Genomic DNA, 21,920 nt, shown 5'->3' on the forward strand with positions numbered 1-21,920 from the left:
TTTTTATCTATTTCTTCCTTTTCTAATTATAACGCTTTCAAACATAAGAAACAATCAGCTGTAAAAGATTCCAGCGTCATTTGATTAGGAATCGATAGTTAAAATTTCCATTTCTGTAAATCAGACGTTCCTATGGCTCTCCACAAGCAACACCGTCTATTCCAGAAGAAATGTTATTTTCTTCTATCCACACCATTTGGCGAAGATCTCATTATTTTAATGAATATTACTAGTATGAAACTAAATTCTTATAAACTGACGTTCAACATTGAATTTAAATCAACTGCAATAGAGGGTTATCTCCCCTTTTTTTGGAGTAGTTGATACAGTTTATCTTTTTTCTCATTAAAAAAAGCTTTCTAAAAATCTACATATTGTGTTATCATAATCAAACAGACACAACATATAGGTTTTTGGCGTCTGTAAAAATTATTGTTCAATAGAAGGAGACTTTTAATGGTAAATAAAATAAACATTATTTACATCAGTTTAAATGGGAATACGAAATACTTCGTCTCATGTTTAAGCGATTACATAAAAGAAAATATGGATGTAATGGTAGAATCACTGAATATTAAAGATTTAAAAGGAGAGACTTTTCCAGTTGATGAACCTTTTGTCAGTTTCTTGCCAACTTATTTAAACGGTGGAAATGGAATCCATACCGGTGATAAGGAAGTATTAACCACTAGACTAGGAGATTTCATAGCGTCTAACGATAACTTTAAACTCTGTTACGGAATTATTGGCAGTGGGAATCGGAATTTCAATAATCAATTCTGTCTCAGCGCTAAGCAATATGTAGAAAGATTTAGTTTTCCATTAATCGATGTCTTTGAATTACGCGGGACACAGACAGATGTAAAACGAATTGCCAACTTGATTATTAAACATCACGAAGAATTTCTTAAAAAACTTTAGAAAAATCTAGGAGTGAATACCTTTGCTAAATCAAACAACTACTATTAAAAGTCCTAAAACTTATTTTTATCTTAATAACTTAGTTAATATTCCAATCAATGGTGAAATTCCTTTACAAAAGGATCAAGAAGCATTAAAAGCCTATTTTGAAGAAGAAATTATTCCTAATACTTTAACATTTCCTTCACTAGAAGAAAAATTGGCATTCTTGGTGGATAACAACTACATTGACTTAGACGTTTTAAATCTTTATAGACAGCCTAATAGTGAGGGCTACGATTTTGTATTTATTAAAAAAATATTCAAGCAAATTTATGCTGCGAACTTTAAGTTCAAAAGTTTTATGGGTGCTTATAAATTCTACTCACAGTATGCATTGAAAACAAATGATCATTCGAAGTACTTGGAACGATTTGAAGATCGTATTGCTTTTAATGCTTTATATCTTGGTAATGGAGATAAAACATTAGCTGTTCAGCTTGCTGAGGAACTTATCTCTCAACGTTATCAACCAGCTACTCCTACTTTTCTAAATGCCGGGAAAAAGAAACGTGGGGAAATGATTTCTTGTTTCTTAATTGATATTGCTGATTCAATGCTTTCAATTGGTCGGGGAGTAAACTCTGCTTTACAGCTTTCTCGCATTGGTGGTGGAGTTGGAGTTAACCTATCCAATATCCGCTCAGCTGGCGATCCAATTAAAGATATCGCCAATGCCTCTTCCGGTATTCTTCCAGTAATGAAGCTATTAGAAGATGCCTTTAGCTACAGTAACCAACTTGGGCAGCGGAATGGTGCAGGTGTAGTCTATTTGAATGTTTTCCATCCAGATATCTTAGGTTTTTTGTCAACTAAGAAAGAAAATGCAGATGAAAAAATACGAGTTAAAACGCTCTCTTTGGGGCTAGTTGTTCCTGATAAATACTATGAATTAATAAAAACAAATAAACCGATGTATTTATTTAGTCCTTACAGTGTGGAAAAGGAATATGGTATTCCCTTCTCATATGTAGACTTGTCTGCTGAATATGACAATATGGTTGCAAATTTGAACATCAAAAAAACGCACATCAATGCTCGTGAGTTGGAACAAGAAATTTCTCGGTTGCAACAAGAATCCGGCTATCCGTATATTTTAAATATTGATACAGCCAATAACACCAATCCTGTTGATGGAAAAATTATTATGAGTAATTTATGTTCAGAGATTCTTCAACCCCAAGAACCTTCTACACTCAACGCTGACTTATCTTATGAGCAAACAGGTACTGATATTAGTTGTAATTTGGGTTCGAGCAATATTATGAATATGCTGCAATCACCAAATTTTGCTCAATCCGTTCATTTAGCAGTTCGTGCACTAACAACAGTTACAGATTCAAGTCATGTTCTAGAGGTACCTTCTATTAACAAGGGCAATTCTATGTACCATACGATTGGTTTAGGCGCTATGGGATTGCATACCGCTTTAGCTTTGCAAAAAATTGAATATGGTTCAGAAGAATCGATTGAATTCACTGAAGCTTATTTCTTAGCTCTAAATTACCATTCTTTGGTAGCAAGTAACGAAATAGCTCAAGAACGAGGAGAAACATTTTTTGGATTTGAGAAATCCAAATATGCTGATGGCACATACTTCCATCCTTACCTAGAAAATGAATTCACACTAGTAAGTGAAAAAGTAAAAAACATCTTTGCTAACGTCCAATTGCCAACAGTTGCAGATTGGAAAGACTTAAAAGAAAAAATCTCTAAGCATGGTTTGTATCACCGCAACCGTTTAGCCGTTGCACCCAACGGTTCTATTTCATATGTAAATGAAACGAGCGCATCACTACATCCGATTACTCAACTTATTGAGAATCGTCAAGAGAAAAAAGTTGGTTCTATTTTCTACCCAGCGCCTTTCCTTTCAAATGAAACTCTTCCATACTATAAATCAGCTTATGATTATGATCAGCGTAAAATTATTGATATTTACGCCGCTGCTCAAAAACATATCGATCAAGGTATGAGCTTGACTTTATTTATGCGCTCAACACTTCCTGAAAATATATACGAATGGAAAACAAGAGATTCTTTAAAACTGACAACTAGAGACTTGAATCGTCTGAGAAATTACGCTTGGACCAAAGGAATAAAGTCACTTTACTATATTAGAACGTATACCGAAGATGATGAATTTACAATGGCCAATACTTGTGAATCCTGCATGATTTAATAGGAGGGAAATTATGTCTTACTTACATTACAAAGCAATCAACTGGAACGAAATCGAAGATCTTTTAGATCATTCAACTTGGGAGAAATTAACGTCATTATTTTGGTTAGATACTCGAATCCCTGTTACAAATGAAAAATCGCAATGGGAAGCTCTTCCAGAAAATGAAAGAGAAGCATTCATGAAGTCGTTGGCTGGATTAGCTTCAGCAGCTACGTTTCAATCAGAAAAAGGTTACCTAGTAATCAATGAAGGAAAACACACTCAGCAAGAAGCTGCCATTTATAATAATATTCAATTTATTGAATCTGTTCATGCTAAAGCGTATAACACAATCCTAATAGGATTTAACGAACCAAAAGAAGTTGATGATCTCTTAACTTGGGCAGATAACAATAGAGAACTTCAATACAGATTAGATCGTATTCTTGAAGTCTACAAGACAGGAACTCCACTCCAAAAGCGAGTTGCAAACTTACTCTTGGAAGGAGTCCTAACTTATAGTGGATTCTTTACTCCGTTGCTGTATTGGGCACAGAAGAGATTCACTAGCGTTTCTGAAATGATTAAGTTAGTTCTCACGAATGAATCTCTACATTGCTTTTATATTAGTCACAAATTCCAATTAGGTTTTTCTGAATTAACTCAACAAGAACAAGCAGAATTGAGAGATTGGACTTTTGATTTGTTTGTTGAGCTAGTAAACAATGAATTAAATTCTATAGAACAAATTTACTATAAAACCGACTGGCTTGAGGAAGCTAAAGATTTTGTTCGACAACAAGCTAATAACGCTCTTAAAAGCTTGGGTTTCGAACCGCTTTATCCAGAATCAGTTGCCAACAGCATCTATATTGATTCCATTAATACTATCTTGACTAAACTAACTCATCATGATGTAAGTAGCCAAACAAACATTAGCTTTCAAATTGACAAAGAAAATCTAATGACTGAAGAAGACTACGACTTTTAACGAATACATCCAGAATTCAAACTTAAAGAGTCTGAATTCCATTTTAAGGAGGAAAAAACTATGACTTCAAAGCATAAAGTGATCAATTGGAACAGAATTGAAGACGAATTAGACGATTATGTTTGGGATAAGGCAACCTCACAATTTTGGCTAGACACTCGTGTTCCTATTTCAAACGATTTAGCAGATTGGCGAGAACTTTCATCTATTGAACAAGACGTTATTAAAAAGGTCGTTGGAGGCCTAGCTTTGCTAGACACATTACAATCTGAAAAAGGTGTTAACGCTATGCGGGAGGACGTTCGTACTCATAAAGAAGCTGCTATTCTGAATAATTTTTTGTTTATGGAAACCATCCATGCGAAGAGTTATGGAACGATTCTAACTTCTTTGAACAGTATCAAAAGCATCAATGAGATTTATGATTGGATGAATAATGATGAACGAATGCAATACAAAGCAAAACGGATTAATGACATCTATCAAACTGGTAATGGTTTGCAAAAGAAGATTGCAAGTATCTTTTTAGAAGGTATTTTATACTACAGTAACTTCTTCGCCCCCTTATGGTACCGTGGCAGTAATAAACTGGCTAATCTAGCTGAGCTTATTAAATTGATTATCCGTGATGAATCAGTACATGGTACTTACTTAGGGTATAAATTCCAATTAACTTACAATGAGTTACCTGAAGAAGAGCAAAAGAAATTGCTGGATTGGATGTACCCTTTGTTGGAAGATCTGATGGAAAATGAGTTGGCCTACACTGAAGAAATCTATAGTCCCATAGGCATAGCTGAAGATGTTAAAACTTTTGTTCGTTACAATGCTAATAAATCATTGCAAAATATGGGGTTCCAGGCTTATTATGAAAATGCTGATTTAAGTGATGTTAACCCTATTGTGATGAATGGTATCTCAATTGAAACATCGAACCATGACTTCTTCTCACAAGTTGGAGCTGGATACCTTATGGGTGATGCTGAATCAATGGTAGACGAAGACTACGACTTTTAATACAAAAAGAAGAACCGCGCTTGTAATAGACGGTTCTTCTTTATTTTTGCTCTGACTAGCTGCATCCATATTAAATTGTCTTGGTCATGATCAAATCAGTTTGCTCATCATCACCCATGAAGAAAGAATGTGAACTGATCTGAATAAACCCTTTCTTTTTATAAAAGGAAAGAGCACTTAGATTTTCTTCCCAAACACCTAACCAAATTATTTTTTTGTTTTCTTCTCGTGCAAACTGTTCAGCTTTCTGTATCAAAAACGTCCCATATCCTTTTCTTTTACGATCACTTCGAATGTAAATTCTTTCAATCTCTACAGCATTTTCAGCAATATCTTCTGTTTGAGCATCATCTATGTTTAATTTTAAGTAACCGACTATTTCTTCATTATCTAATAAAAAGAAAAATGCAGAATTTTTATTTGTAAGTTCTTGTTTGAGTTGTGTACTATTGTAGGCTTTTTCCAAATAACTTTTTAAATCTTCCTCAGTGTTTTGATTCTTAAATGTATCCGTAAATAGTTCTATACTGATTTTTTGAAGTAATTTTAAATCTTCTAAGGTACATTTTTTCAATTCCATAGTACTAGTCTCCTTTAGTAGTCACGTTTGTTTCCTTTTTTCACAAAATCCCAATCAGTTTCCGTATTTTGTTTTATTTTATTTAAAATTCGAGAAAAAATTTTGACTTCCTCATCTGATAAGCCTTGTAGAGCAATCTTATTAGAATAAAGATTTTCTTTCACAATATATTCCGCCAATTCATCACCTTTAAGTGTAGTAAATAACCTTTTGATTTTTTTATTCACTGAGTCAGCTCTTTTTTCAATCAGACCATTTCGTTCAAGTTTTTGAATAGCCCTCGATGCAGTAGTACGATCTACTTTTATCATTTCACTTAAATTATCCGGTATAATTCCTGCATTTTCTTTAATCCTTACTAAGTAGAGGTATTGACCTCTTGTAAGATTGAGATCTTTAAATTCTATATTAGCGATAGAGTCTAAGGATCGTGCTATCACACCAATGTCACGAAGAATGTCTATCATTCTATTCCCCCTTCTTGTTCTTAATAATTTCTATTATAGCGACTTTTGTTGTAAATACAACAAAAAAATCTCTTTTATACTTGTTTATTTAAGCATATGATCCACAAAACTTTAGATACGTATTTTTGATTACTTGGAAGCAGGCGTTTTTCTCAATTAAAATTGCAACTACTATTTATAGTAAACTTTTATGCTATAGGCAGATTATTTCATAAAAATACAAATAAGTGGTAAGGTTCTTTTTGGAACAAAAACTTATTACTGGGGGCCATTTTTTTGAAAATTATTGTCGTAGGAACATCACATGCTGGCTATGAAGCCATTCAAACATTATTGAAGGAGCAACCAGATGCTGAATTGCATTTGTATGAACGTGGAGATACCGCATCATTCTTATCTTGTGGAATTCAAAGTTACTTAGAAGGCATTGCTGAGTCTTTAGATAGTTTACATTATGCAACAGAGGATTCGTATATCGAACAACATGTAAATGTTCATATGAATAGTGACGTTGTTGGAATTAACCCAAAAGCTAAAACCATTACTGTTAAAACAACTGATGGAGAAACTGAAGAAAGCTATGATAAATTGATTCTTTCTCCTGGTGCAGCGCCTGTCAGAATTCCAATTCCTGGTGCTGACTTAGATAATATCTTCTATGTACGTGGCCGTAATTGGGCTGAAAAAGTTAAAACACGTATGGGTCAATCGAAAAAAGCGGTTGTTGTAGGTGGAGGTTACATCGGTATTGAAGTTGCTGAAGCATTTGCTAAAGTAGGTATTGAAACAACAGTTATTGATTCTTTAGACCGCGTATTGAATACGTACCTAGATAAAGAATTTGTTGATGTATTAAATGAAAATATGAATCATAATGGATTGACTGTTCGCACAAGCGAAATGGTAAAAGAAGTTGTTGGCGAAAACGGAACGGTTAAAAAAGTTGTTACGGATAAAGGGGAGTACGAAGCAGACACTGTGATTATGGCTGTAGGTGTTCGTCCAAATACGAAATGGCTTCAAGGAATCGTTGAATTGAACCCCGACGGAACGGTCGTTATTGACGACTACCTAGAAACTTCTGAAAAAGATATTTTTGCAATGGGTGATGCTACAAAAATTCCATTTGCACCAAATCATGGTAAAAAACTAATTGCTTTAGCCTCTAATGCTCGTCGTCAAGGAGTCATTGCGGCTAAAAATATTTTAGAGAAGAAAGTAAAAATGCCTGAAGTATCTGGGACATCTGGTTTAACATTATTCGACTACAAATTAGCTTCTACAGGTGTGAAAGACATCGATCAAGACTCCATTGACGCTGAAGTAGCTAGCACATTCGTAGTAGAAAATATTCGTCCGACTTTTATTGATGACGAAAAAGTCATGATGAAAATTCACTTTGAAAAAGACAGTCACCGCATTGTGGGTGCTCAATTGATGTCAACTTATGACGTTACAGCTTCTATCAATGTACTATCGGTAGCTATCTCTTCAGGTTGGACTTTAGAAAAATTAGCCTTTGCTGATTTCTTCTTCCAACCAGGATTCAACCGTCCATGGAACTACCTAAATGTTCTTGCTCAAAAAGCTTTAGATGATAACTTTGATAGTGAAAAATTATAGTACTTTTGTAAACATACTAAGTTTAAAAGACTAATATAGTAAAAAAATAGCTTCCTAGTAGAAGAATATCTACTAGGAAGCTATTTTTATACGTCAAAATTTGAAGCTTTAATCACCTTTTTTGATTTTTAGAACTTAAGTTAACATTAGTTTTCAAAAAATTCCTTCTACTACCTATTCACTTTTCTGAAGGGTTGCTTTTATTTACTACAACTACAATCATTTTCTGTTTGCTTATTCCGTATAGATAATAACCACTATTTCAAGAAATGGAAAGTATTATAGATTGAAACTCCTTTTTCAGGGAAAGCACTTAGTACCATTCTCTTCGTTTACTAGTAGCCTGTTTAAATATCTTTTTCAACTCGTCTTCATCATTATCTGCTAGCGTAAGTTTCATAGCATTTAGTTCAGTCTCAAAGTGTTCAATCGACGTTAACAAAGCTGTGCGGTTGTTTAAAAACAGTTCACTCCATAGTTCCCCATTTATATCCGCGATTCTGGTGAGTTCTTGAAAACTATTTCCAGCAAACGTCAGTGTTTCTTCTGAAGCTTGTTGGCTATTTACAACTGCTACAGACAAGACATGCATCAATTGACTGACATAGGCGATTTGTTCATCATGTTTTCCAGGAGAAACACGCGTTACTTGATCAAATCCAATCTCTTTATAGAGCTTTTCAATGAGTTGTAAAGAGGCTTCTTTATTTGTCGGTATAGGAGTAATCAAAGCATTTGCTCCTATAAATCGCGTGTGGTCTGCTCCAATGATTCCTTTTTTTTCACTTCCGCGCATCGGATGAGCAAATACAAAGTCGACTGTTGAAGGAAGTACCTTAGAAACTTTTTCTATAATGGCTGCTTTAACACCTGTCACATCGGTTAAAATGGATCCATCTTTCAAGATATTTTTATATTGTTCGACAAATGGCGCAATTTGATTTGGATAAAGAGAAATCATAATGACATCCATATCCTGTAAAATGTCATTAGCCTCTACAAATCCTTTTTTTATCATTCCCTGATTTACAGCTGTTTTTAACGTGGATTCGCTGACGTCTATCCCATAAACATTGTTATATCCAGCTGCTTGAAGACCTTTAGCAAACGAACCTCCAATGACTCCTAAACCGACAATCGCAATGTTCATTAGTTCTCACCTTTATTTCTGGCTTCTTTCAATGCTTGGATAGCTAACAAATAACCGGTTGCTCCAAATCCTGAAATTTGTCCAATACAAGCAGGTGCTACGACAGAGTCTTTCCGGAAAGATTCTCGAGAATGAATAGCACTTAAATGCACTTCAACGGTTGGTACATTTACGGATTTTACTGCATCATGAATGGCATAACTGTAATGGGTATAAGCTGCAGGATTAAGAACAATTCCATCTACCTTATCAATATGAGCTTGTTGGATTCGGTCAATCAACTCTCCTTCAGAATTGCTTTGGAAAAAGGAACAGTCTACTTCTTGATTTTCAGCGTACTGCTGAATCTTACGTTCTATCTCTTTTAATGTTTGCTTACCATATATCTCAGGTTCACGGGTACCTAAAAAGTTTAAATTTGGACCATTAATAATAACGATTTTCATGCTAGCCTCTCCTTTTATGCGTAATGGTTTTTGGAAGATTATTCTTGATAGTGTTCAGTACATCTTCTAAACCGGACTGATTGTCTACTCTAAAATCAGCGAATGACTGATACAGATTCAAACGCTGTTCGTGAAATTGGTATAGTTTACCCTTGCCTTCTTTTAATAACGGTCGATGTCCAATTTCGATATCTTTAATGATGTGTTCGATAGGACGATCGATGAACACAATCCACCCTGTTTTTCTTAGTGCCTGAATATTTTCGGGATTCAAAACTACTCCGCCACCACACGAAATAACTGTGTGATTTTCAGTTGCTGCTATTTTTTTACAGGCTTTTGTTTCAATTGCTCTAAAATGAGCTTCGCTTACTTCAAATAGTTCCGGAATGGACTGTTTTGTTGTATGTTCAATAAAAAGATCGATATCTTTAAACGGCATGCCTAGTTGTTGACTAAGTTTTTCTCCAATAGTACTTTTCCCGCTACCTGTCATACCAATCAACACAATATTCGTCTTCATAAATTTTCACCATTTTTTGTTTTCCATTCAGAAATCAACTCTTCCGTAACTTGTTCACCAATTGAACACTTTTCCCAGATTTCTATTGCTCGAACAGCTTGACCCACTAACATATCTAAACCATTAGCCGTTTGCTTGTTGTTTTCACGTCCCAATCTTAAAAAAGTAGTTTCACTAGGGTTATAAACCAGGTCAATCAAATAATCAAATTGCTGAATAGTCTTCTCACTTAATGGAGACTGATTGATATTAGGGTACATGCCAACAGGCGAAGTATTAATTAAAAAATCTCCCATTAAAGATTGGGCTTCCTCATAATTGGTATACCTTTTATTTTCGGTATTTTTAAACCGTTCTGGCCTCCGTGACACAATATAGATCATCTTAATCCCGTAATCCATTAAATACGCTTCAACTGTTTTCGAGGCGCCTCCTGAGCCTAAAATAACTGCTATTTTCCCGTTTACCTCCCATTGTCTACGGCTTAAAATCAAGCCAAAGCCAGCGTAATCTGTATTGTGCCCAATTAACTTTCCATTTGCATTTTCAATCGTATTCACTGCTCCCATTTTTTTGGCTAACGGACCGACTTCGTCTAGATAAGGGATAACAGCTTCTTTATAAGGAATTGTGACGTTTACCCCATTGATGGATAACGTTCGAATACCATCCATCGCTTGTTTTAATTGTGCTGGTGGAAACGCAAAGAGCTTGTAAGCAGCGTCTAGTCCTACTTTTTGATAAATTAACTTATGGAGGCTTGGAGAATGGCTATGTACAAGCGATTCTCCTAATAATCCGTAAAAGTTCATAAGGCACCTCTTCCCATCCTTTGATAATGTGTTGAAGTATAGACAAAAGAAACCTAAAGTTCAATTAAAAATTTATTTTAAACTTATTTTTAATACTTCTCATTCTTTTAATACCATCGTTTAACCTGCTTTTAATATTATTTTTAAAAATTAATTTTTTATTTTTTGTTGACAATACTTTTTTTACTTGCTAATATTGGTCTCACAGTTGGTAACCAGCTGATAATGATCAATTGAGGAGAGACCACCATGAACTTACAAGCACAACTTAAAACTGCAATGGACTCACAATTGAATAATTATTATTTTAGCTTCTTTATGAGAAAATCTATAGAGGCTAAAGTTTTTTAAGCTGCTAACAACAGTTGCCCTATAGATTTTGAAAGAAATCGAAGGGGCAACGAACTAATCTGATTTTATTTATACTATTAGTGAACTTACCTAACGCTACATTCGATAATCTTTCAATAGACTATCGGGTGTGGCGTTTTTTCGTTTTTCAATAATTTTAGTGGAGGAAAATAGATGATCATTCATACGTTAGGACCAAGCAGCACAGATAGTTATACAGTCGCAGAATCTTTACTCCATTCAGAAGACGATGGTATTGTAGGCTATCCATCTTTTGACAGCTTATTACACAATATTCATCAGTTATCCGAACAATACGTATTGTTTCCTGTAGCTTTTAAAAGCGCCCGAAAAGATTACGGGTGGAAAGAATTTAATTATGATTACTGGGATAAAGTTGAATTGGTAGATGTCTTCCAACGAAAAACCAAGCCCATGGTTCTCATTAAAAATAGCTTTTATGCAGAAAACCGAGCGATGATTCATCCAGCCACCACTATTTTTTTGAAAAAATATTTAATCAAAAAAAACGAAGATACAGTAATTGAATTTTCAGACAGTAAATTCAAAGCTTGGTCAGCCTTTTGTAAAAAGAATCTGAAATATACGATTATTAGTGAGGATGTGTTTGAAAAAGAAAAAAAGGTAGGGTACACGATTGAAGAACGTTATGAGCCAGTAATGGTGTGGTGTTTGTACAAAATAAACTAAACAATACAGAGGAGAATGACTATGATAATCGTATTAAAACAAGGAATTAAAGCAAATGAGGTTAAAGAATTAGCTGCTAAATTAGAATCTCAAGGAGTTACCGTGAGTCATTTCACCGATATCAAGCGCGATTTTCTAGGTCTGATCGGCGATACTAGTGGAATCGATGCTCACCAATTGCATGCTTTTTCGGAAGTAGAACAAGTTATTCGTGTAGAAGACCCTTACAAAAGAGCGAATAGAAAATTTCATCCTGAGAATTCTATCATCAAAATTGGTGACGAAACAATCGGTGGTACTAAATTAGGTATTATCGCGGGACCATGTTCTGTAGAAAGTGAAGAACAAATTGTGACTATTGCAAAACAACTTAAACAAGCTGGTGCGAACTTCTTACGCGGCGGTGCATTCAAGCCAAGAACTTCTCCATACAGTTTCCAAGGTCTTGAATTAGAAGGATTAAAAATGCTCCAAGTTGCTAAAGCTGAAACGGGTATGCCTATTGTGACTGAATTGATGTCGACAAAATGGGTCGATCAATTTGTTGACTCAGTAGATATCATTCAAATTGGCGCACGCAACATGCAAAATTTTGATTTACTAAAAGAAATTGGACGAACGAATACACCAGTCCTATTAAAACGTGGCTTATCTGCAACTTACAAAGAATGGTTGATGTCAGCTGAGTACATCATGGCTGGAGGAAATGAAAATGTTATTTTATGCGAACGCGGCATTCGGACATTTGAAACAGAAACCCGCAATACACTAGATATCCAAGCTGTTCCTGTCATTAAAGAACTTTCTCACTTGCCGATCATTATCGACCCGAGCCATGCTGGTGGGATGTCTTACTTGGTTGAAGCAGGTGCTAAATCAGGGATCGTTGCCGGAGCAGATGGTTTAATGATTGAAGTTCACAATGATCCAGCTAACGCTTGGAGCGATGGCGAACAATGTTTGACACCAGATGAATTCGCTAGATTGATGGAAAAAGCTCGTAAGCTAGCTGAGTTCGAAGGTCGTTCAATCGATGAAGCAGCTACTATTTTGACCAAATAAATTGTGGGAGGATAACATCAATGTCTGTCTTAACTATTAAACTTCCAACAAATGAAGTGAGTTACGAATTAAAGATTGAAAAAGGAATACTCAACCGCGTCAGTAATGAAGTCTCAAAAGTCTTTACTGGAGCCAAAATTGCCATTGTCACCGATGAAACCGTCTATGACCTTTACGCTAAATCCATTATAAAAGATTTGGAAGCAGCGGATTATGAAGTGCAGTGCATTGTTTTGCCTCCTGGAGAACAAACTAAAACATTTGACTCGCTGCCCAATCTCTACAGTGCATTTGCTGAGTTTGGCTTAACACGTAGCGACTTGATCATCGCTCTAGGCGGTGGCGTGATCGGCGACATCACTGGTTTCGCCGCTTCTTCTTACTTGAGAGGTATCTCCTATGTCCAAATCCCCACCACTCTGCTAGCGCAAGTTGACAGTAGTGTAGGAGGAAAAGTTGGCGTCGATTTACCTGAGGGAAAAAACTTAGTCGGTGCTTTTTATCACCCCCTACTCGTCTTGATTGATCCATTGGTTCTAGAGACGTTGACAGATTCTGCCTTTGCTGATGGAATGGCGGAAGTAATCAAGTATGGCTGTATAAAAGATCTCAATTTATTTCATCGTCTGATGGACTTGTCTTCTCGAAAAGAAGTCATGCAACACATCGATTGGATCATCGAAACTTGTTGCACGATCAAACAAGTGATTGTGCAGGCAGATGAAAAAGATTTGGGTGAACGAATGGTGTTGAACTTTGGACATACGTTGGGACACGCTATTGAAGCGTACTACCATTATAAAACATATACCCATGGTCAAGGTGTGGCCATTGGCATGGTTGCGATTTCAAGAATTGCAGAATCCAAACAGCTGACAACAGATGGAACCACTGATCGATTGATTACTCTTTTACAACAACATCGTTTACCTACTGAACTAGAGGATCCTGAAGATTACCCTAAACTATTGCCTTATATCAAAAAAGACAAAAAAAATATTGCAGGCAGTTTATCCGTGATTGTTTTATCTGACATCGGAAACGCTACCGTACATCAAACGTCTTTATCATTTTTCGATTCTTTAGACACTGGAGGAACAACATGACTAACCTAACTCTTACTCCTACTACATTAAACGGAACGGTTATTGTCCCGCCTTCTAAAAGCATAGCACATCGTGCAGTGATCTGCGCCAGTTTAGCAACAGGTCGCAGCACGATCAAGAATGTTCAACTATCTGATGATATCCTTGCAACTATAGAGGGTATGCGTTCGTTTGGAGCGATTATTTCTTACGATGATCAGACATTGACTATTGATGGCATCCGTAATGGATCTGCTAAGGAAATTCGTACAATCAATTGCAATGAGTCCGGCTCTACCTTGCGTTTTCTGATTCCTTTAGCGACACTGTTTACAGGAGAAACGCATTTTATCGGTCAAGGACATTTAGGCAAACGCCCGCTTGAACCTTATCAAGAATTATTCGAGGCTCAATCACTCCACTATAAACAAGCCGCAACTGAAAATCTACAGTTGAGTGTCGCTGGACCTTTAACATCAGGTATCTATGAAATGCGTGGCGATATCAGTTCCCAGTTTATCACCGGTATGTTACTGACCTTGCCTTTACTTACCGAAGACTCTATCCTAAAAATTACGACTCATTTAGAATCGAAAGGCTACATTGATTTAACCCTGTCTGTCTTGCAATCCTTTGGCATTGTGATTGAACAAGATGAGGATGGGCAAGAATATCGCATCAAAGGCCAGCAAGCTTATACCGCCCGTGATTACACAGTCGAAGGTGACTACTCACAAGCAGCCTTCTGGTTGAGTGCAAATGCATTAGGGAATGAGCTTTTGGTAAATGGTTTGGATTCAGATTCTTTACAAGGTGATCAAGCTATCGTCTCGATCTTAGAGACAGTGAACGGCGGGTCTAATGATAGTGAACGAATTATAGATGGAGCTCAAGTTCCCGATATTATTCCAGTAGTAGCTCTAGTCGCTGCGTTAAGCAAAGGAAAAACAAAAATTATCAATCTGGAACGTCTACGGATCAAAGAAAGTGATCGCTTAGTTGCTACACAAAAAGAGTTGACTGCTTTAGGCGCACAGATTGAGATTGTAGGAGATTCGCTTTTGATTGAAGGGGTTTCTGAACTATCAGGCGGTCAAGAAGTTTGGAGTCACAAGGATCATCGCATGGCTATGATGTTGGCCATCGCTTCAACGGTGTGTCAAGAACCAATTCACATCAAAGACACAGATTGTGTTAAGAAGTCTTATCCCAACTTTTGGGAGACATTCCAACAACTAGGAGGAAAAATACATGAGTGGAATATGGGGTAAAAATTTACAACTCTCACTATTTGGAGAGTCACATGGTGTGGCGATTGGTATTACCATCAATGGCCTGCCTCCAGGTTTGGAAATAGATATGGAACAGGTTTTAGTTGAAATGGCACGCAGAGCGCCAGGGAAAAATGAATTGACGACACCAAGAAAAGAAAAGGATCATCCAGAAATTTTAAGCGGCTTTTTAGATGGGAAAACAACTGGTGCACCACTGACTGCCATTATTTGGAACACAAATACGCGCTCCAAAGACTACAGTGTGCTGAAAGATGTTATGCGCCCAGGACAAGCTGATTACCCCGGACGAGTGCGTTACAATGGCCACAATGACCATCGTGGCAGCGGCCATTTTTCCGGGAGGATCACTGCTCCTCTCGTATTTGCAGGTGCTATTTGTCAGCAATGGCTGAAACAAAAAGGCGTAACAGTAGGATCTCATATTCAATCGATTGGAACAATCGAAGATGAAACTTTCGAGGATCAAGAAACGGTCACGTTAGAGCAAATCGAACAGTTCAAAGAAGAACAGCTTCCTTTGTTTAATGCTGAAAAAAAAGTGGAAATGACCGACTTGATTTTGGAAGCCAAAGAAGATGGGGATTCTGTAGGCGGCGTCGTTGAAACATTTGTCTTAGGATTAGATGCCGGGTATGGGAATCCATTTTTTGACTCAGTTGAATCTCAACTGGCTCACCTCGTATTTGCCGTGCCAGCCATTAAGGGCATTGAATTTGGAACAGGATTCGATATTACCAAAATGCGCGGTTCAGAAGCGAATGATGAATACTACTATGATGAACAAGGGCGCATCAAAACACGCTCCAACAATAATGGTGGAATCATTGGCGGGATTACTTATGGCATGCCCATCGTCTTCAGAGCTGCCGTTAAACCACCTGCTTCCATCAAAAAGAAGCAACAGACAATCAATATCCAAGAAGGAACAGAGACTGAATTAGAAGTTGAAGGACGTCACGATCCTTGTATCGTTCCACGGGTACTGCCGGTCTTAGAGGCGGTTACCGCTATCGGATTAATGGATTTGATGCTTGGAGGACAATCGAATGAATGAATTGGAACAGTACCGAAAAGACATTGATGAGATTGATCAGGAACTTACTCGCTTGTTTGAGTTACGGCTAAACACAGTTTTAAAAGTCGGTCGCTACAAAAAGCAACGCAACTTACCTGTATTGGATGCCAGCCGCGAGCAAGCTGTTATCGAAAAAAATATTAGCCGCTTAACAGATAAAACATTTGAACCGCAAGTAACGAAGCTTTTTCAATCTATGATGGATATCACGAAAGAAACTCAAACGGCTCTCTTAAAATCAAAACCGTAATTTATCGATTTATTGCACAAAATCGGGTTATTCATGAACGGTTGCGTTCATTGAATAACCTATTTTTTTATAGCTGATGTTTCCCTTTTTTTCTCCCAAAGATAACTTACTCCATTAAATTTATTCCTTCTAAATTCTCATACAACTGGAGATACTCATGGCATTTCATATTTCTGGGCACGCATATTTATCTTCCGAAAGAAATCATGGATTGGTGTGCTCTTCCCCAGTATTTTGCTGGGATAATTTCTGTCACGCGTTCTTCAATTTGTTTGGGCGTGGCATTTTCTGCTATAGAGTTTCATAATTTCATAAACAACGTGTTGAGCAGCTTCTTTTGTTAGCATAGATATTCTTTTCCTTCTTTCAATCCCCTCTATGTATACCCTGTCTTCAGTTATAAAATTTTTAATTCGATTGGCACAATTTTAGTATATCTTATAACGAGCAAAAAAATCCCAGAAATAATTCTTTTTCCTTCTGGGATTTACTATTTTTCGAATCCGCAAATTATGCGTGATAAGCGTGATCTGTTTCAGATAGCATGTTGTATACCCCTGCATAGGTTCCACACACATCTCCAGGAATAGTATAGTTGGATGTTATTTTACGTAATTTCGCAAATTCTTCCTCTAAATGTGGCTTACCGGTGGTACCTGCTTCTGTTGTCTTTTCCTTCATTGTATTAAATAAACTTCGTACTTCAAACGCTTCAGGATGGTTCTTACCGTGTGCACGCGTGATTGCTAGTGTAAATATATCCAATTTTTCAAAATAGTGCTCTGCTACTTCATTAAATGTTGCCATTAGTGAATTCCTTCTTTCTTGTGTAGGTTATTTTGCTTTATAACAGCAGTATAGTCCATATGTCACAATGGAAAATTGACCCACATCAAGTTTTGAAATCTTGACAAAATCAAAAAAAGTCAAAGAAACAAACTATTGTAAAGCTTACATTTTATTTCTTTGGCTTTTTATGAAGTAACACCATCACACAGATTATTAGGTAATTAAAGTAAAATCGACACAATCAAATCATCAAATTTTCTACTATCGATATCTTTTCCTAAGCCAATTTTGATATTGCCTGCTCTCGTCCATAATTCAACTTTCGCATTGATATCAAAATTTCCTGCATTTTCGGTGGACTACATGTTGATTGAACTATAAGTTAAAGAATAAATCTCGATTTTCTTCCCACGTAATCCTTGTGCATCACGAACAATCAATCGTTTGTTCGATTTTCTATTTTCGTTTCTAAATAGTTTTTCTAATTTAATACACCACGAGGTATTGTATGTAAAGCTTATTTTTTTTAAATATAATAAAAGCTAGTAGCTACATTCAAGTCATTAATACTTGTTTTTCAACTGATAATTTGCTATATTTAGATTGTAATTAATATAATTAAATAATTATTATGAAATGGAGTGATTAGGATAATGAGTATTGATTTTAAAGATCATGGCAAGAAACCTTATGTTGTAAATATTGAAGATGCTACAGTGCAAAATGATAACTACCGTACAACGATATGGACAGGCGCTAAATTACAAGTAACCGTCATGACTATTCAACCAAACGATGATATTGGCCTAGAAGTTCATCATGGAATTGATCAATTTATTCGCATCGAAGAAGGCCAAGGGCTATGCCAAATGGGACCTTCTGAAGATAACTTAAATTTTGAACAAGTTGTTTCTGAAGATGAAGCAGTATTGGTTCCAGCAGATATGTGGCACAATATTAAAAATACTAGTGACAAACCACTAAAATTATATACCATTTATGCTGGTCCTGATCATGTTGAAGGTACTATACACCCAACTCATGAAGACGCAGAAAACGATCCTAATGAACACTAAAAAAAGCCTCGCTTTATAAAAAAAGACTGTTTTGAGTCCAAATATTTGAGCAACAGCTCTAAATATTGGACTCTCATTTTTGTAATTTATTAAATATAGACTAAGGAGGAGAATATATGGAGACACCACTATTAAACACAACCCAACTAGGCTACGAATTAGATGGAAAAGCTATTTTAAAAGGAATAACGCTGTCTGTTGAAGAGGGAGAATTCTTAACGATTACAGGACCCTCAGGAAGTGGAAAAAGTACCTTATTAAAAATTATTGCTTCACTCTTGTCTCCAACTGAAGGAACCGTTTCTTATCAAAGTAAACCAATTGATGACTACGAACCTACTGATTATCGCAAAGAAGTATCCTACTGTTTCCAAACAGCAACGCTTTTTGGAGAAACTGTAAAAGATAATCTAATGTTCCCATTCGTTATCAGAGATCAGCCTTTTAATGAAAAAAAAGCCTTAGATGCTTTAAAAAAAGTTGGTTTAGGAGCAGAGTATTTAACTAAATCAGTCAACGCATTGTCTGGTGGGGAAAAGCAAAGGGTAGCATTGATTCGTAATGTTTTATTTATGCCTAAAGTCCTCTTACTAGATGAAGTAACCAGCGCGTTAGATCATGAAAACCAAGAAATTATTCGTAATTTAATTCGTAATCTCAATCACGAACAGGGTGTTACAATCTTGTGGGTCACCCATAATGCAGTAGAGATTCAAGCTTCAAATCGTATTATTCAATTAGTTAATGGCGAAATGGAGGAACCGAAATGAACTTAGCTATTAATAATTCATCCTTATTCTTTGCAACTGCCTTAGTTGGTATAGCACTTATTGTTGTTTATAAAGAAAAGTTAGGCTTAGGTAAAGATATTTTAATCGGTGTTGTTCGAGCCGTTATTCAACTATTTGCTGTTGGTTATTTATTGGGCTATGTCTTTAAATTAAATAATATTATTGTGACATTAGCACTTGTTTTAGTTATTATTTTTAATGCCTCTTTTAATGCGGGGAAGAAAAGCAATGGTATATCAAATGCATTTAAAATATCTTTTATTGCAATCTTAACAGCTACTAGTTTAACTTTGATTGTTTTACTATTATCAGGAGCTATTTTATTCATCCCTTCTCAGGTTATTCCAATATCAGGAATGATTGCCAGTAACTCAATGATTGCGATTGGAATTTGTTACCGTAATTTGAACTCGAAATTTAAAGACCAACGTCAACAAGTATTAGAAAAATTGGCCCTAGGGGCAAATTTAAAACAAGCTTCTATCTCTATAGTACGTGATAGTATTCGTGCAGGAATGCTCCCAACAATAGAATCTGCAAAGACAATCGGAATTGTTAGTTTACCCGGTATGATGTCAGGATTAATGTTTGCTGGCGTAAACCCTACGCATGCGATAAAGTACCAAATCATGGTTACCTTTATGTTGCTATCCACTACAAGTATTGCATCTGTGATTGCTAGTTACCTGGCTTATAAAGAATTTTATACAGCAAGGAAACAACTAAAAGATTAAAACCAATAAAAAGCGTGTGAGCCTATCGGAAATTCCAATAGGCTCACACGCTTTTATATTTTTTTTAACGCAACAAACGTAATCCATTCAAAATAACTAAAATCGTCGATCCTTCATGGAAGACAACTCCTACCGGCAAATCTAAATAACCTAAAAGGTTTAAAATCATCAATAGGATGATCACACTGATGGAGAAGAAAATATTTTGTTTAATAATTCGGTTCAATCGTTTGCTTAAGTGATAACTATAAAGCAATTTAGCTAAATCATTTTTTACAATCACCACATCAGCTGACTCTATCGCCACCGATGATCCACTCCCCATAGCAATGCCGATATCCGCATTCGCTAATGCGGGTGCATCATTGATTCCATCTCCAACCATGCCTACCACCTTTTTATTTCGCTGACTTTTTAGGATATGTTTAATCTTATCTTCTGGAAGACAATTTGCTACATAATCATTTACTTTGACTTCCTTAGCAACTTTCGAAGCAACCATTTCATTGTCTCCAGTCAAAAGTACAACTTGAATACCTTCTTTTTGAAAACCAGCTACTGCTTCGATTGCTTCATACCGAATTTCATCAGAAAGAGAAATGTACCCCACAATTTCATTACTTTTCGCTACAAAAATAGTCGTATTTTCTTCAACTACTTTATCAAGATAATAATTTTTATCAGGATACCCAATAAACGTACTTGGTTTTCCTATTTCAATTGCTCCTTTTCTAACGCCTTGTCCAGCTATTTCCTCCACAGGTTCTGAAGTATCAATGTCTTTAAAGTTTCTGTTTTCAAAAGCTGCCACAATAGCATTAGCTATTGGATGGTTAGATTGTTGTTCCATATAAACCACTTCATTCAGAATATCTTCTGGAATTTCATAATTTAATACTCTGAAATCACCAAATGTCAGTGTACCTGTTTTATCGCTATATAAAATATCCATCGTATTCAAAGACTCCATTGCTGCTCCTCCTTTAACTAACACCCCATTTTTTGCTCCATTACTGATAGCACTTAATGTTGCTGGTGTAGCAGAAGCGACCAAAGCACATGGACTAGCAACGGTTAATAAAACCATTCCTCTATAAAAAGCTTCCTCAAAGCTATACCCGTTAAAATAATAAAGACTCGCAATGAATAATGGGACCATAATTAAAACTACTAGTACGTATTTCGTTTCAAAACGATCAATAATTTCCGAAATTTTCGAAGGGCTTTTCTGCGCTTCTTCTACCATCCGTATAATATTTGAGAAGACGGTTTGATCACTCGTTTTATTCACTTCAAGATGAAAGGCATTCCCTTCATTGAAAGTTCCAGAAAATACTTCGGCTCCTTTTTCTTTTTCAACAGGCATTGATTCCCCAGTAAGGCTGGATTCATTAATTTGCGTTTTTCGGTCGGAATACCCATCAATAGGTATCTGTGCTCCTTTTGAAACGACTACAATGTCACCAACTTTTAACAATTCAGTAGGTACTTCACTCACTTCATCATTATCTTTTAGCAGTTGCGCTGTAGAAGGCACATGAGATAGCAACTCAGAAATAGCACTTTTTGATTTATTGGTTGCATAGGATTCTAGAGCTTCTGAGCCAGCAAAAATGAGCAGTAATACAGCTCCTTCTGATTCATAATGAATCAAACATGCACCTAATGCTGCTAAAACCATTAGCAAATCAACATTGGGAGCTTTAGAATGGATTGTTTCTGTCACCGCTTTTTTAGCTGAAAAGAACCCTAAAAAGAAAATTGCCCCATAAAAAGAAATTGAACTATAAAAACCTCCCATCGTATTTAAAATAAATCCAATAATCGTAAAAAAGACTCCAATGACTAAAAACTGTCCTGAACGCGTATTGCTTAAAAACTTCAACATTTCCCTCTTCCTTTCTGTAATTATTTTTAAGTTAGTGGTTAAATTACCCCTCCTTAATAAAAAGTAAAAATAAAAAAGGC

At 36.0% G+C, this 21,920-nt stretch carries 23 protein-coding genes; 14 read left to right on the forward strand and 9 right to left on the reverse strand.

The genetic code is table 11. The annotated features are described in order from the left end of the window. Positions 1-456 precede the first annotated feature (456 nt). Genes nrdI through nrdF form a run of 4 tightly spaced genes read left to right on the forward strand, consistent with a single transcriptional unit; the run spans position 457 to position 5,132 of the window. Entirely contained in the window at positions 457-921 is a 465-nt protein-coding gene (gene nrdI / locus BLT48_RS07705) for a class Ib ribonucleoside-diphosphate reductase assembly flavoprotein NrdI (protein WP_035020583.1), read from the forward strand. A 22-nt stretch (positions 922-943) separates the two neighbouring features. Further along, positions 944-3,142: a class 1b ribonucleoside-diphosphate reductase subunit alpha gene (nrdE, locus tag BLT48_RS07710; RefSeq protein ID WP_089976926.1), complete on the forward strand. Its 2,199-nt coding sequence runs from the start codon at positions 944-946 to the stop codon at positions 3,140-3,142. 13 nt (positions 3,143-3,155) lie between these two features. After that, positions 3,156-4,115 carry a ribonucleotide-diphosphate reductase subunit beta gene (locus BLT48_RS07715; RefSeq protein WP_035020585.1) on the forward strand — a complete coding sequence of 320 codons (960 nt, stop codon included), beginning with the start codon at positions 3,156-3,158 and terminating at the stop codon, positions 4,113-4,115. A 60-nt stretch (positions 4,116-4,175) separates the two neighbouring features. Continuing rightward, positions 4,176-5,132, forward strand: coding sequence for a class 1b ribonucleoside-diphosphate reductase subunit beta (gene nrdF / locus BLT48_RS07720; protein ID WP_089976930.1), 957 nt, complete (start codon positions 4,176-4,178; stop codon positions 5,130-5,132). A 70-nt stretch (positions 5,133-5,202) separates the two neighbouring features. Here the strand turns inward: nrdF and BLT48_RS07725 are convergent, their stop codons facing one another. Both BLT48_RS07725 and BLT48_RS07730 read right to left on the reverse strand, forming a co-directional pair. After that, the gene (locus BLT48_RS07725; protein ID WP_089976933.1) at positions 5,203-5,712 is read right to left on the reverse strand and encodes a GNAT family N-acetyltransferase; all 510 of its coding nucleotides are present in this window, start codon (positions 5,710-5,712) and stop codon (positions 5,203-5,205) included. 14 nt (positions 5,713-5,726) lie between these two features. Then, complete coding sequence (locus BLT48_RS07730) at positions 5,727-6,179, reverse strand: MarR family winged helix-turn-helix transcriptional regulator (protein WP_089976937.1); 453 nt, start codon at positions 6,177-6,179, stop codon at positions 5,727-5,729. Positions 6,180-6,455: 276 nt separating this feature from the next. On the opposite strand from BLT48_RS07730, the gene BLT48_RS07735 reads away from it, so the two are divergent. Beyond that, a complete protein-coding gene (locus BLT48_RS07735) occupies positions 6,456-7,802 on the forward strand; it encodes an FAD-dependent oxidoreductase (protein ID WP_089976941.1) in 1,347 nt (448 codons plus the stop codon). Positions 7,803-8,115: 313 nt separating this feature from the next. Here the strand turns inward: BLT48_RS07735 and BLT48_RS07740 are convergent, their stop codons facing one another. The 4 genes from BLT48_RS07740 to aroE are packed head-to-tail and all read right to left on the reverse strand — an operon-like array spanning position 8,116 to position 10,733. Beyond that, the gene (locus BLT48_RS07740; protein WP_089976944.1) at positions 8,116-8,952 is read right to left on the reverse strand and encodes a prephenate dehydrogenase; all 837 of its coding nucleotides are present in this window, start codon (positions 8,950-8,952) and stop codon (positions 8,116-8,118) included. After that, positions 8,952-9,398, reverse strand: coding sequence for a type II 3-dehydroquinate dehydratase (aroQ, locus tag BLT48_RS07745; RefSeq protein WP_089976947.1), 447 nt, complete (start codon positions 9,396-9,398; stop codon positions 8,952-8,954). Before aroQ ends, BLT48_RS07740 begins: the two co-directional genes overlap by 1 nt. 1 nt (position 9,399) lies before the next feature. Beyond that, positions 9,400-9,921 carry a shikimate kinase gene (locus BLT48_RS07750; RefSeq protein ID WP_176944097.1) on the reverse strand — a complete coding sequence of 174 codons (522 nt, stop codon included), beginning with the start codon at positions 9,919-9,921 and terminating at the stop codon, positions 9,400-9,402. Continuing rightward, positions 9,918-10,733 carry a shikimate dehydrogenase gene (gene aroE / locus BLT48_RS07755; RefSeq protein WP_089976951.1) on the reverse strand — a complete coding sequence of 272 codons (816 nt, stop codon included), beginning with the start codon at positions 10,731-10,733 and terminating at the stop codon, positions 9,918-9,920. The genes BLT48_RS07750 and aroE overlap by 4 nt, the downstream gene beginning before the upstream one ends. Before the next feature lie 525 nt (positions 10,734-11,258). On the opposite strand from aroE, the gene BLT48_RS07760 reads away from it, so the two are divergent. Genes BLT48_RS07760 through BLT48_RS07785 form a run of 6 tightly spaced genes read left to right on the forward strand, consistent with a single transcriptional unit; the run spans position 11,259 to position 16,562 of the window. Next, a complete protein-coding gene (locus BLT48_RS07760; RefSeq protein WP_035020599.1) occupies positions 11,259-11,795 on the forward strand; it encodes a hypothetical protein in 537 nt (178 codons plus the stop codon). A 21-nt stretch (positions 11,796-11,816) separates the two neighbouring features. Beyond that, the gene (aroF, locus tag BLT48_RS07765; protein ID WP_035020601.1) at positions 11,817-12,857 is read left to right on the forward strand and encodes a 3-deoxy-7-phosphoheptulonate synthase; all 1,041 of its coding nucleotides are present in this window, start codon (positions 11,817-11,819) and stop codon (positions 12,855-12,857) included. A 20-nt stretch (positions 12,858-12,877) separates the two neighbouring features. Then, positions 12,878-13,963, forward strand: coding sequence for a 3-dehydroquinate synthase (aroB, locus tag BLT48_RS07770; RefSeq protein ID WP_035020603.1), 1,086 nt, complete (start codon positions 12,878-12,880; stop codon positions 13,961-13,963). Beyond that, positions 13,960-15,213, forward strand: coding sequence for a 3-phosphoshikimate 1-carboxyvinyltransferase (gene aroA / locus BLT48_RS07775; RefSeq protein ID WP_089976955.1), 1,254 nt, complete (start codon positions 13,960-13,962; stop codon positions 15,211-15,213). Before aroB ends, aroA begins: the two co-directional genes overlap by 4 nt. After that, positions 15,194-16,291 (forward strand): chorismate synthase, encoded by a 1,098-nt coding sequence (gene aroC, locus BLT48_RS07780; protein WP_089976959.1) that lies wholly within the window; start codon positions 15,194-15,196, stop codon positions 16,289-16,291. Before aroA ends, aroC begins: the two co-directional genes overlap by 20 nt. Beyond that, positions 16,284-16,562, forward strand: a complete 279-nt coding sequence (locus BLT48_RS07785; RefSeq protein WP_089976962.1) for a chorismate mutase — start codon at positions 16,284-16,286, stop codon at positions 16,560-16,562. The genes aroC and BLT48_RS07785 overlap by 8 nt, the downstream gene beginning before the upstream one ends. Positions 16,563-17,072: 510 nt before the next feature. Here BLT48_RS07785 and BLT48_RS07795 read toward each other — a convergent pair. Then, positions 17,073-17,369 (reverse strand): iron-sulfur cluster repair di-iron protein, ric, encoded by a 297-nt coding sequence (locus BLT48_RS07795; protein WP_089976965.1) that lies wholly within the window; start codon positions 17,367-17,369, stop codon positions 17,073-17,075. Between the two features lie 341 nt (positions 17,370-17,710). After that, positions 17,711-17,872, reverse strand: coding sequence for a PH domain-containing protein (locus BLT48_RS14330; protein WP_342341808.1), 162 nt, complete (start codon positions 17,870-17,872; stop codon positions 17,711-17,713). Positions 17,873-18,004: 132 nt separating this feature from the next. Here BLT48_RS14330 and BLT48_RS07805 point away from each other — a divergent pair, with 132 nt between their 5' ends. From BLT48_RS07805 to BLT48_RS07815, 3 genes are all read left to right on the forward strand, one after another. Beyond that, positions 18,005-18,427 carry a cupin domain-containing protein gene (locus tag BLT48_RS07805; protein WP_023179409.1) on the forward strand — a complete coding sequence of 141 codons (423 nt, stop codon included), beginning with the start codon at positions 18,005-18,007 and terminating at the stop codon, positions 18,425-18,427. 116 nt (positions 18,428-18,543) lie between these two features. Next, positions 18,544-19,197 carry an ABC transporter ATP-binding protein gene (locus BLT48_RS07810; RefSeq protein ID WP_023179411.1) on the forward strand — a complete coding sequence of 218 codons (654 nt, stop codon included), beginning with the start codon at positions 18,544-18,546 and terminating at the stop codon, positions 19,195-19,197. Further along, positions 19,194-19,952, forward strand: a complete 759-nt coding sequence (locus BLT48_RS07815) for an ABC transporter permease (RefSeq protein WP_023179412.1) — start codon at positions 19,194-19,196, stop codon at positions 19,950-19,952. The genes BLT48_RS07810 and BLT48_RS07815 overlap by 4 nt, the downstream gene beginning before the upstream one ends. Before the next feature lie 64 nt (positions 19,953-20,016). Here the strand turns inward: BLT48_RS07815 and BLT48_RS07820 are convergent, their stop codons facing one another. Beyond that, on the reverse strand, positions 20,017-21,840 hold the full coding sequence (locus tag BLT48_RS07820) for a heavy metal translocating P-type ATPase (protein WP_089976969.1): 1,824 nt from the start codon (positions 21,838-21,840) through the stop codon (positions 20,017-20,019). Between the last annotated feature and the right edge of the window lie 80 nt (positions 21,841-21,920).

The sequence above is a fragment of the Carnobacterium viridans genome, assembly GCF_900102725.1.
Taxonomy (GTDB): Bacteria; Bacillota; Bacilli; order Lactobacillales; family Carnobacteriaceae; genus Carnobacterium_B; species Carnobacterium_B viridans.

Coding starts and splice junctions, on each gene's coding strand:
- BLT48_RS07730 (WP_089976937.1), bottom strand. CDS start 6,179: ATGATAGACATTCTTCGTGACATTGGTGTGATAGCACGATCCTTAGAC.
- BLT48_RS07785 (WP_089976962.1), top strand. CDS start 16,284: ATGAATGAATTGGAACAGTACCGAAAAGACATTGATGAGATTGATCAG.
- BLT48_RS07810 (WP_023179411.1), top strand. CDS start 18,544: ATGGAGACACCACTATTAAACACAACCCAACTAGGCTACGAATTAGAT.
- BLT48_RS07740 (WP_089976944.1), bottom strand. CDS start 8,952: ATGAACATTGCGATTGTCGGTTTAGGAGTCATTGGAGGTTCGTTTGCT.
- nrdI (WP_035020583.1), top strand. CDS start 457: ATGGTAAATAAAATAAACATTATTTACATCAGTTTAAATGGGAATACG.
- BLT48_RS07725 (WP_089976933.1), bottom strand. CDS start 5,712: ATGGAATTGAAAAAATGTACCTTAGAAGATTTAAAATTACTTCAAAAA.
- BLT48_RS07820 (WP_089976969.1), bottom strand. CDS start 21,840: ATGTTGAAGTTTTTAAGCAATACGCGTTCAGGACAGTTTTTAGTCATT.
- BLT48_RS07760 (WP_035020599.1), top strand. CDS start 11,259: ATGATCATTCATACGTTAGGACCAAGCAGCACAGATAGTTATACAGTC.
- aroF (WP_035020601.1), top strand. CDS start 11,817: ATGATAATCGTATTAAAACAAGGAATTAAAGCAAATGAGGTTAAAGAA.
- BLT48_RS07750 (WP_176944097.1), bottom strand. CDS start 9,921: ATGAAGACGAATATTGTGTTGATTGGTATGACAGGTAGCGGGAAAAGT.
- aroC (WP_089976959.1), top strand. CDS start 15,194: ATGAGTGGAATATGGGGTAAAAATTTACAACTCTCACTATTTGGAGAG.
- aroQ (WP_089976947.1), bottom strand. CDS start 9,398: ATGAAAATCGTTATTATTAATGGTCCAAATTTAAACTTTTTAGGTACC.
- BLT48_RS07805 (WP_023179409.1), top strand. CDS start 18,005: ATGAGTATTGATTTTAAAGATCATGGCAAGAAACCTTATGTTGTAAAT.
- BLT48_RS07815 (WP_023179412.1), top strand. CDS start 19,194: ATGAACTTAGCTATTAATAATTCATCCTTATTCTTTGCAACTGCCTTA.
- BLT48_RS07715 (WP_035020585.1), top strand. CDS start 3,156: ATGTCTTACTTACATTACAAAGCAATCAACTGGAACGAAATCGAAGAT.
- aroB (WP_035020603.1), top strand. CDS start 12,878: ATGTCTGTCTTAACTATTAAACTTCCAACAAATGAAGTGAGTTACGAA.
- nrdF (WP_089976930.1), top strand. CDS start 4,176: ATGACTTCAAAGCATAAAGTGATCAATTGGAACAGAATTGAAGACGAA.
- aroA (WP_089976955.1), top strand. CDS start 13,960: ATGACTAACCTAACTCTTACTCCTACTACATTAAACGGAACGGTTATT.
- aroE (WP_089976951.1), bottom strand. CDS start 10,733: ATGAACTTTTACGGATTATTAGGAGAATCGCTTGTACATAGCCATTCT.
- BLT48_RS07795 (WP_089976965.1), bottom strand. CDS start 17,369: ATGGCAACATTTAATGAAGTAGCAGAGCACTATTTTGAAAAATTGGAT.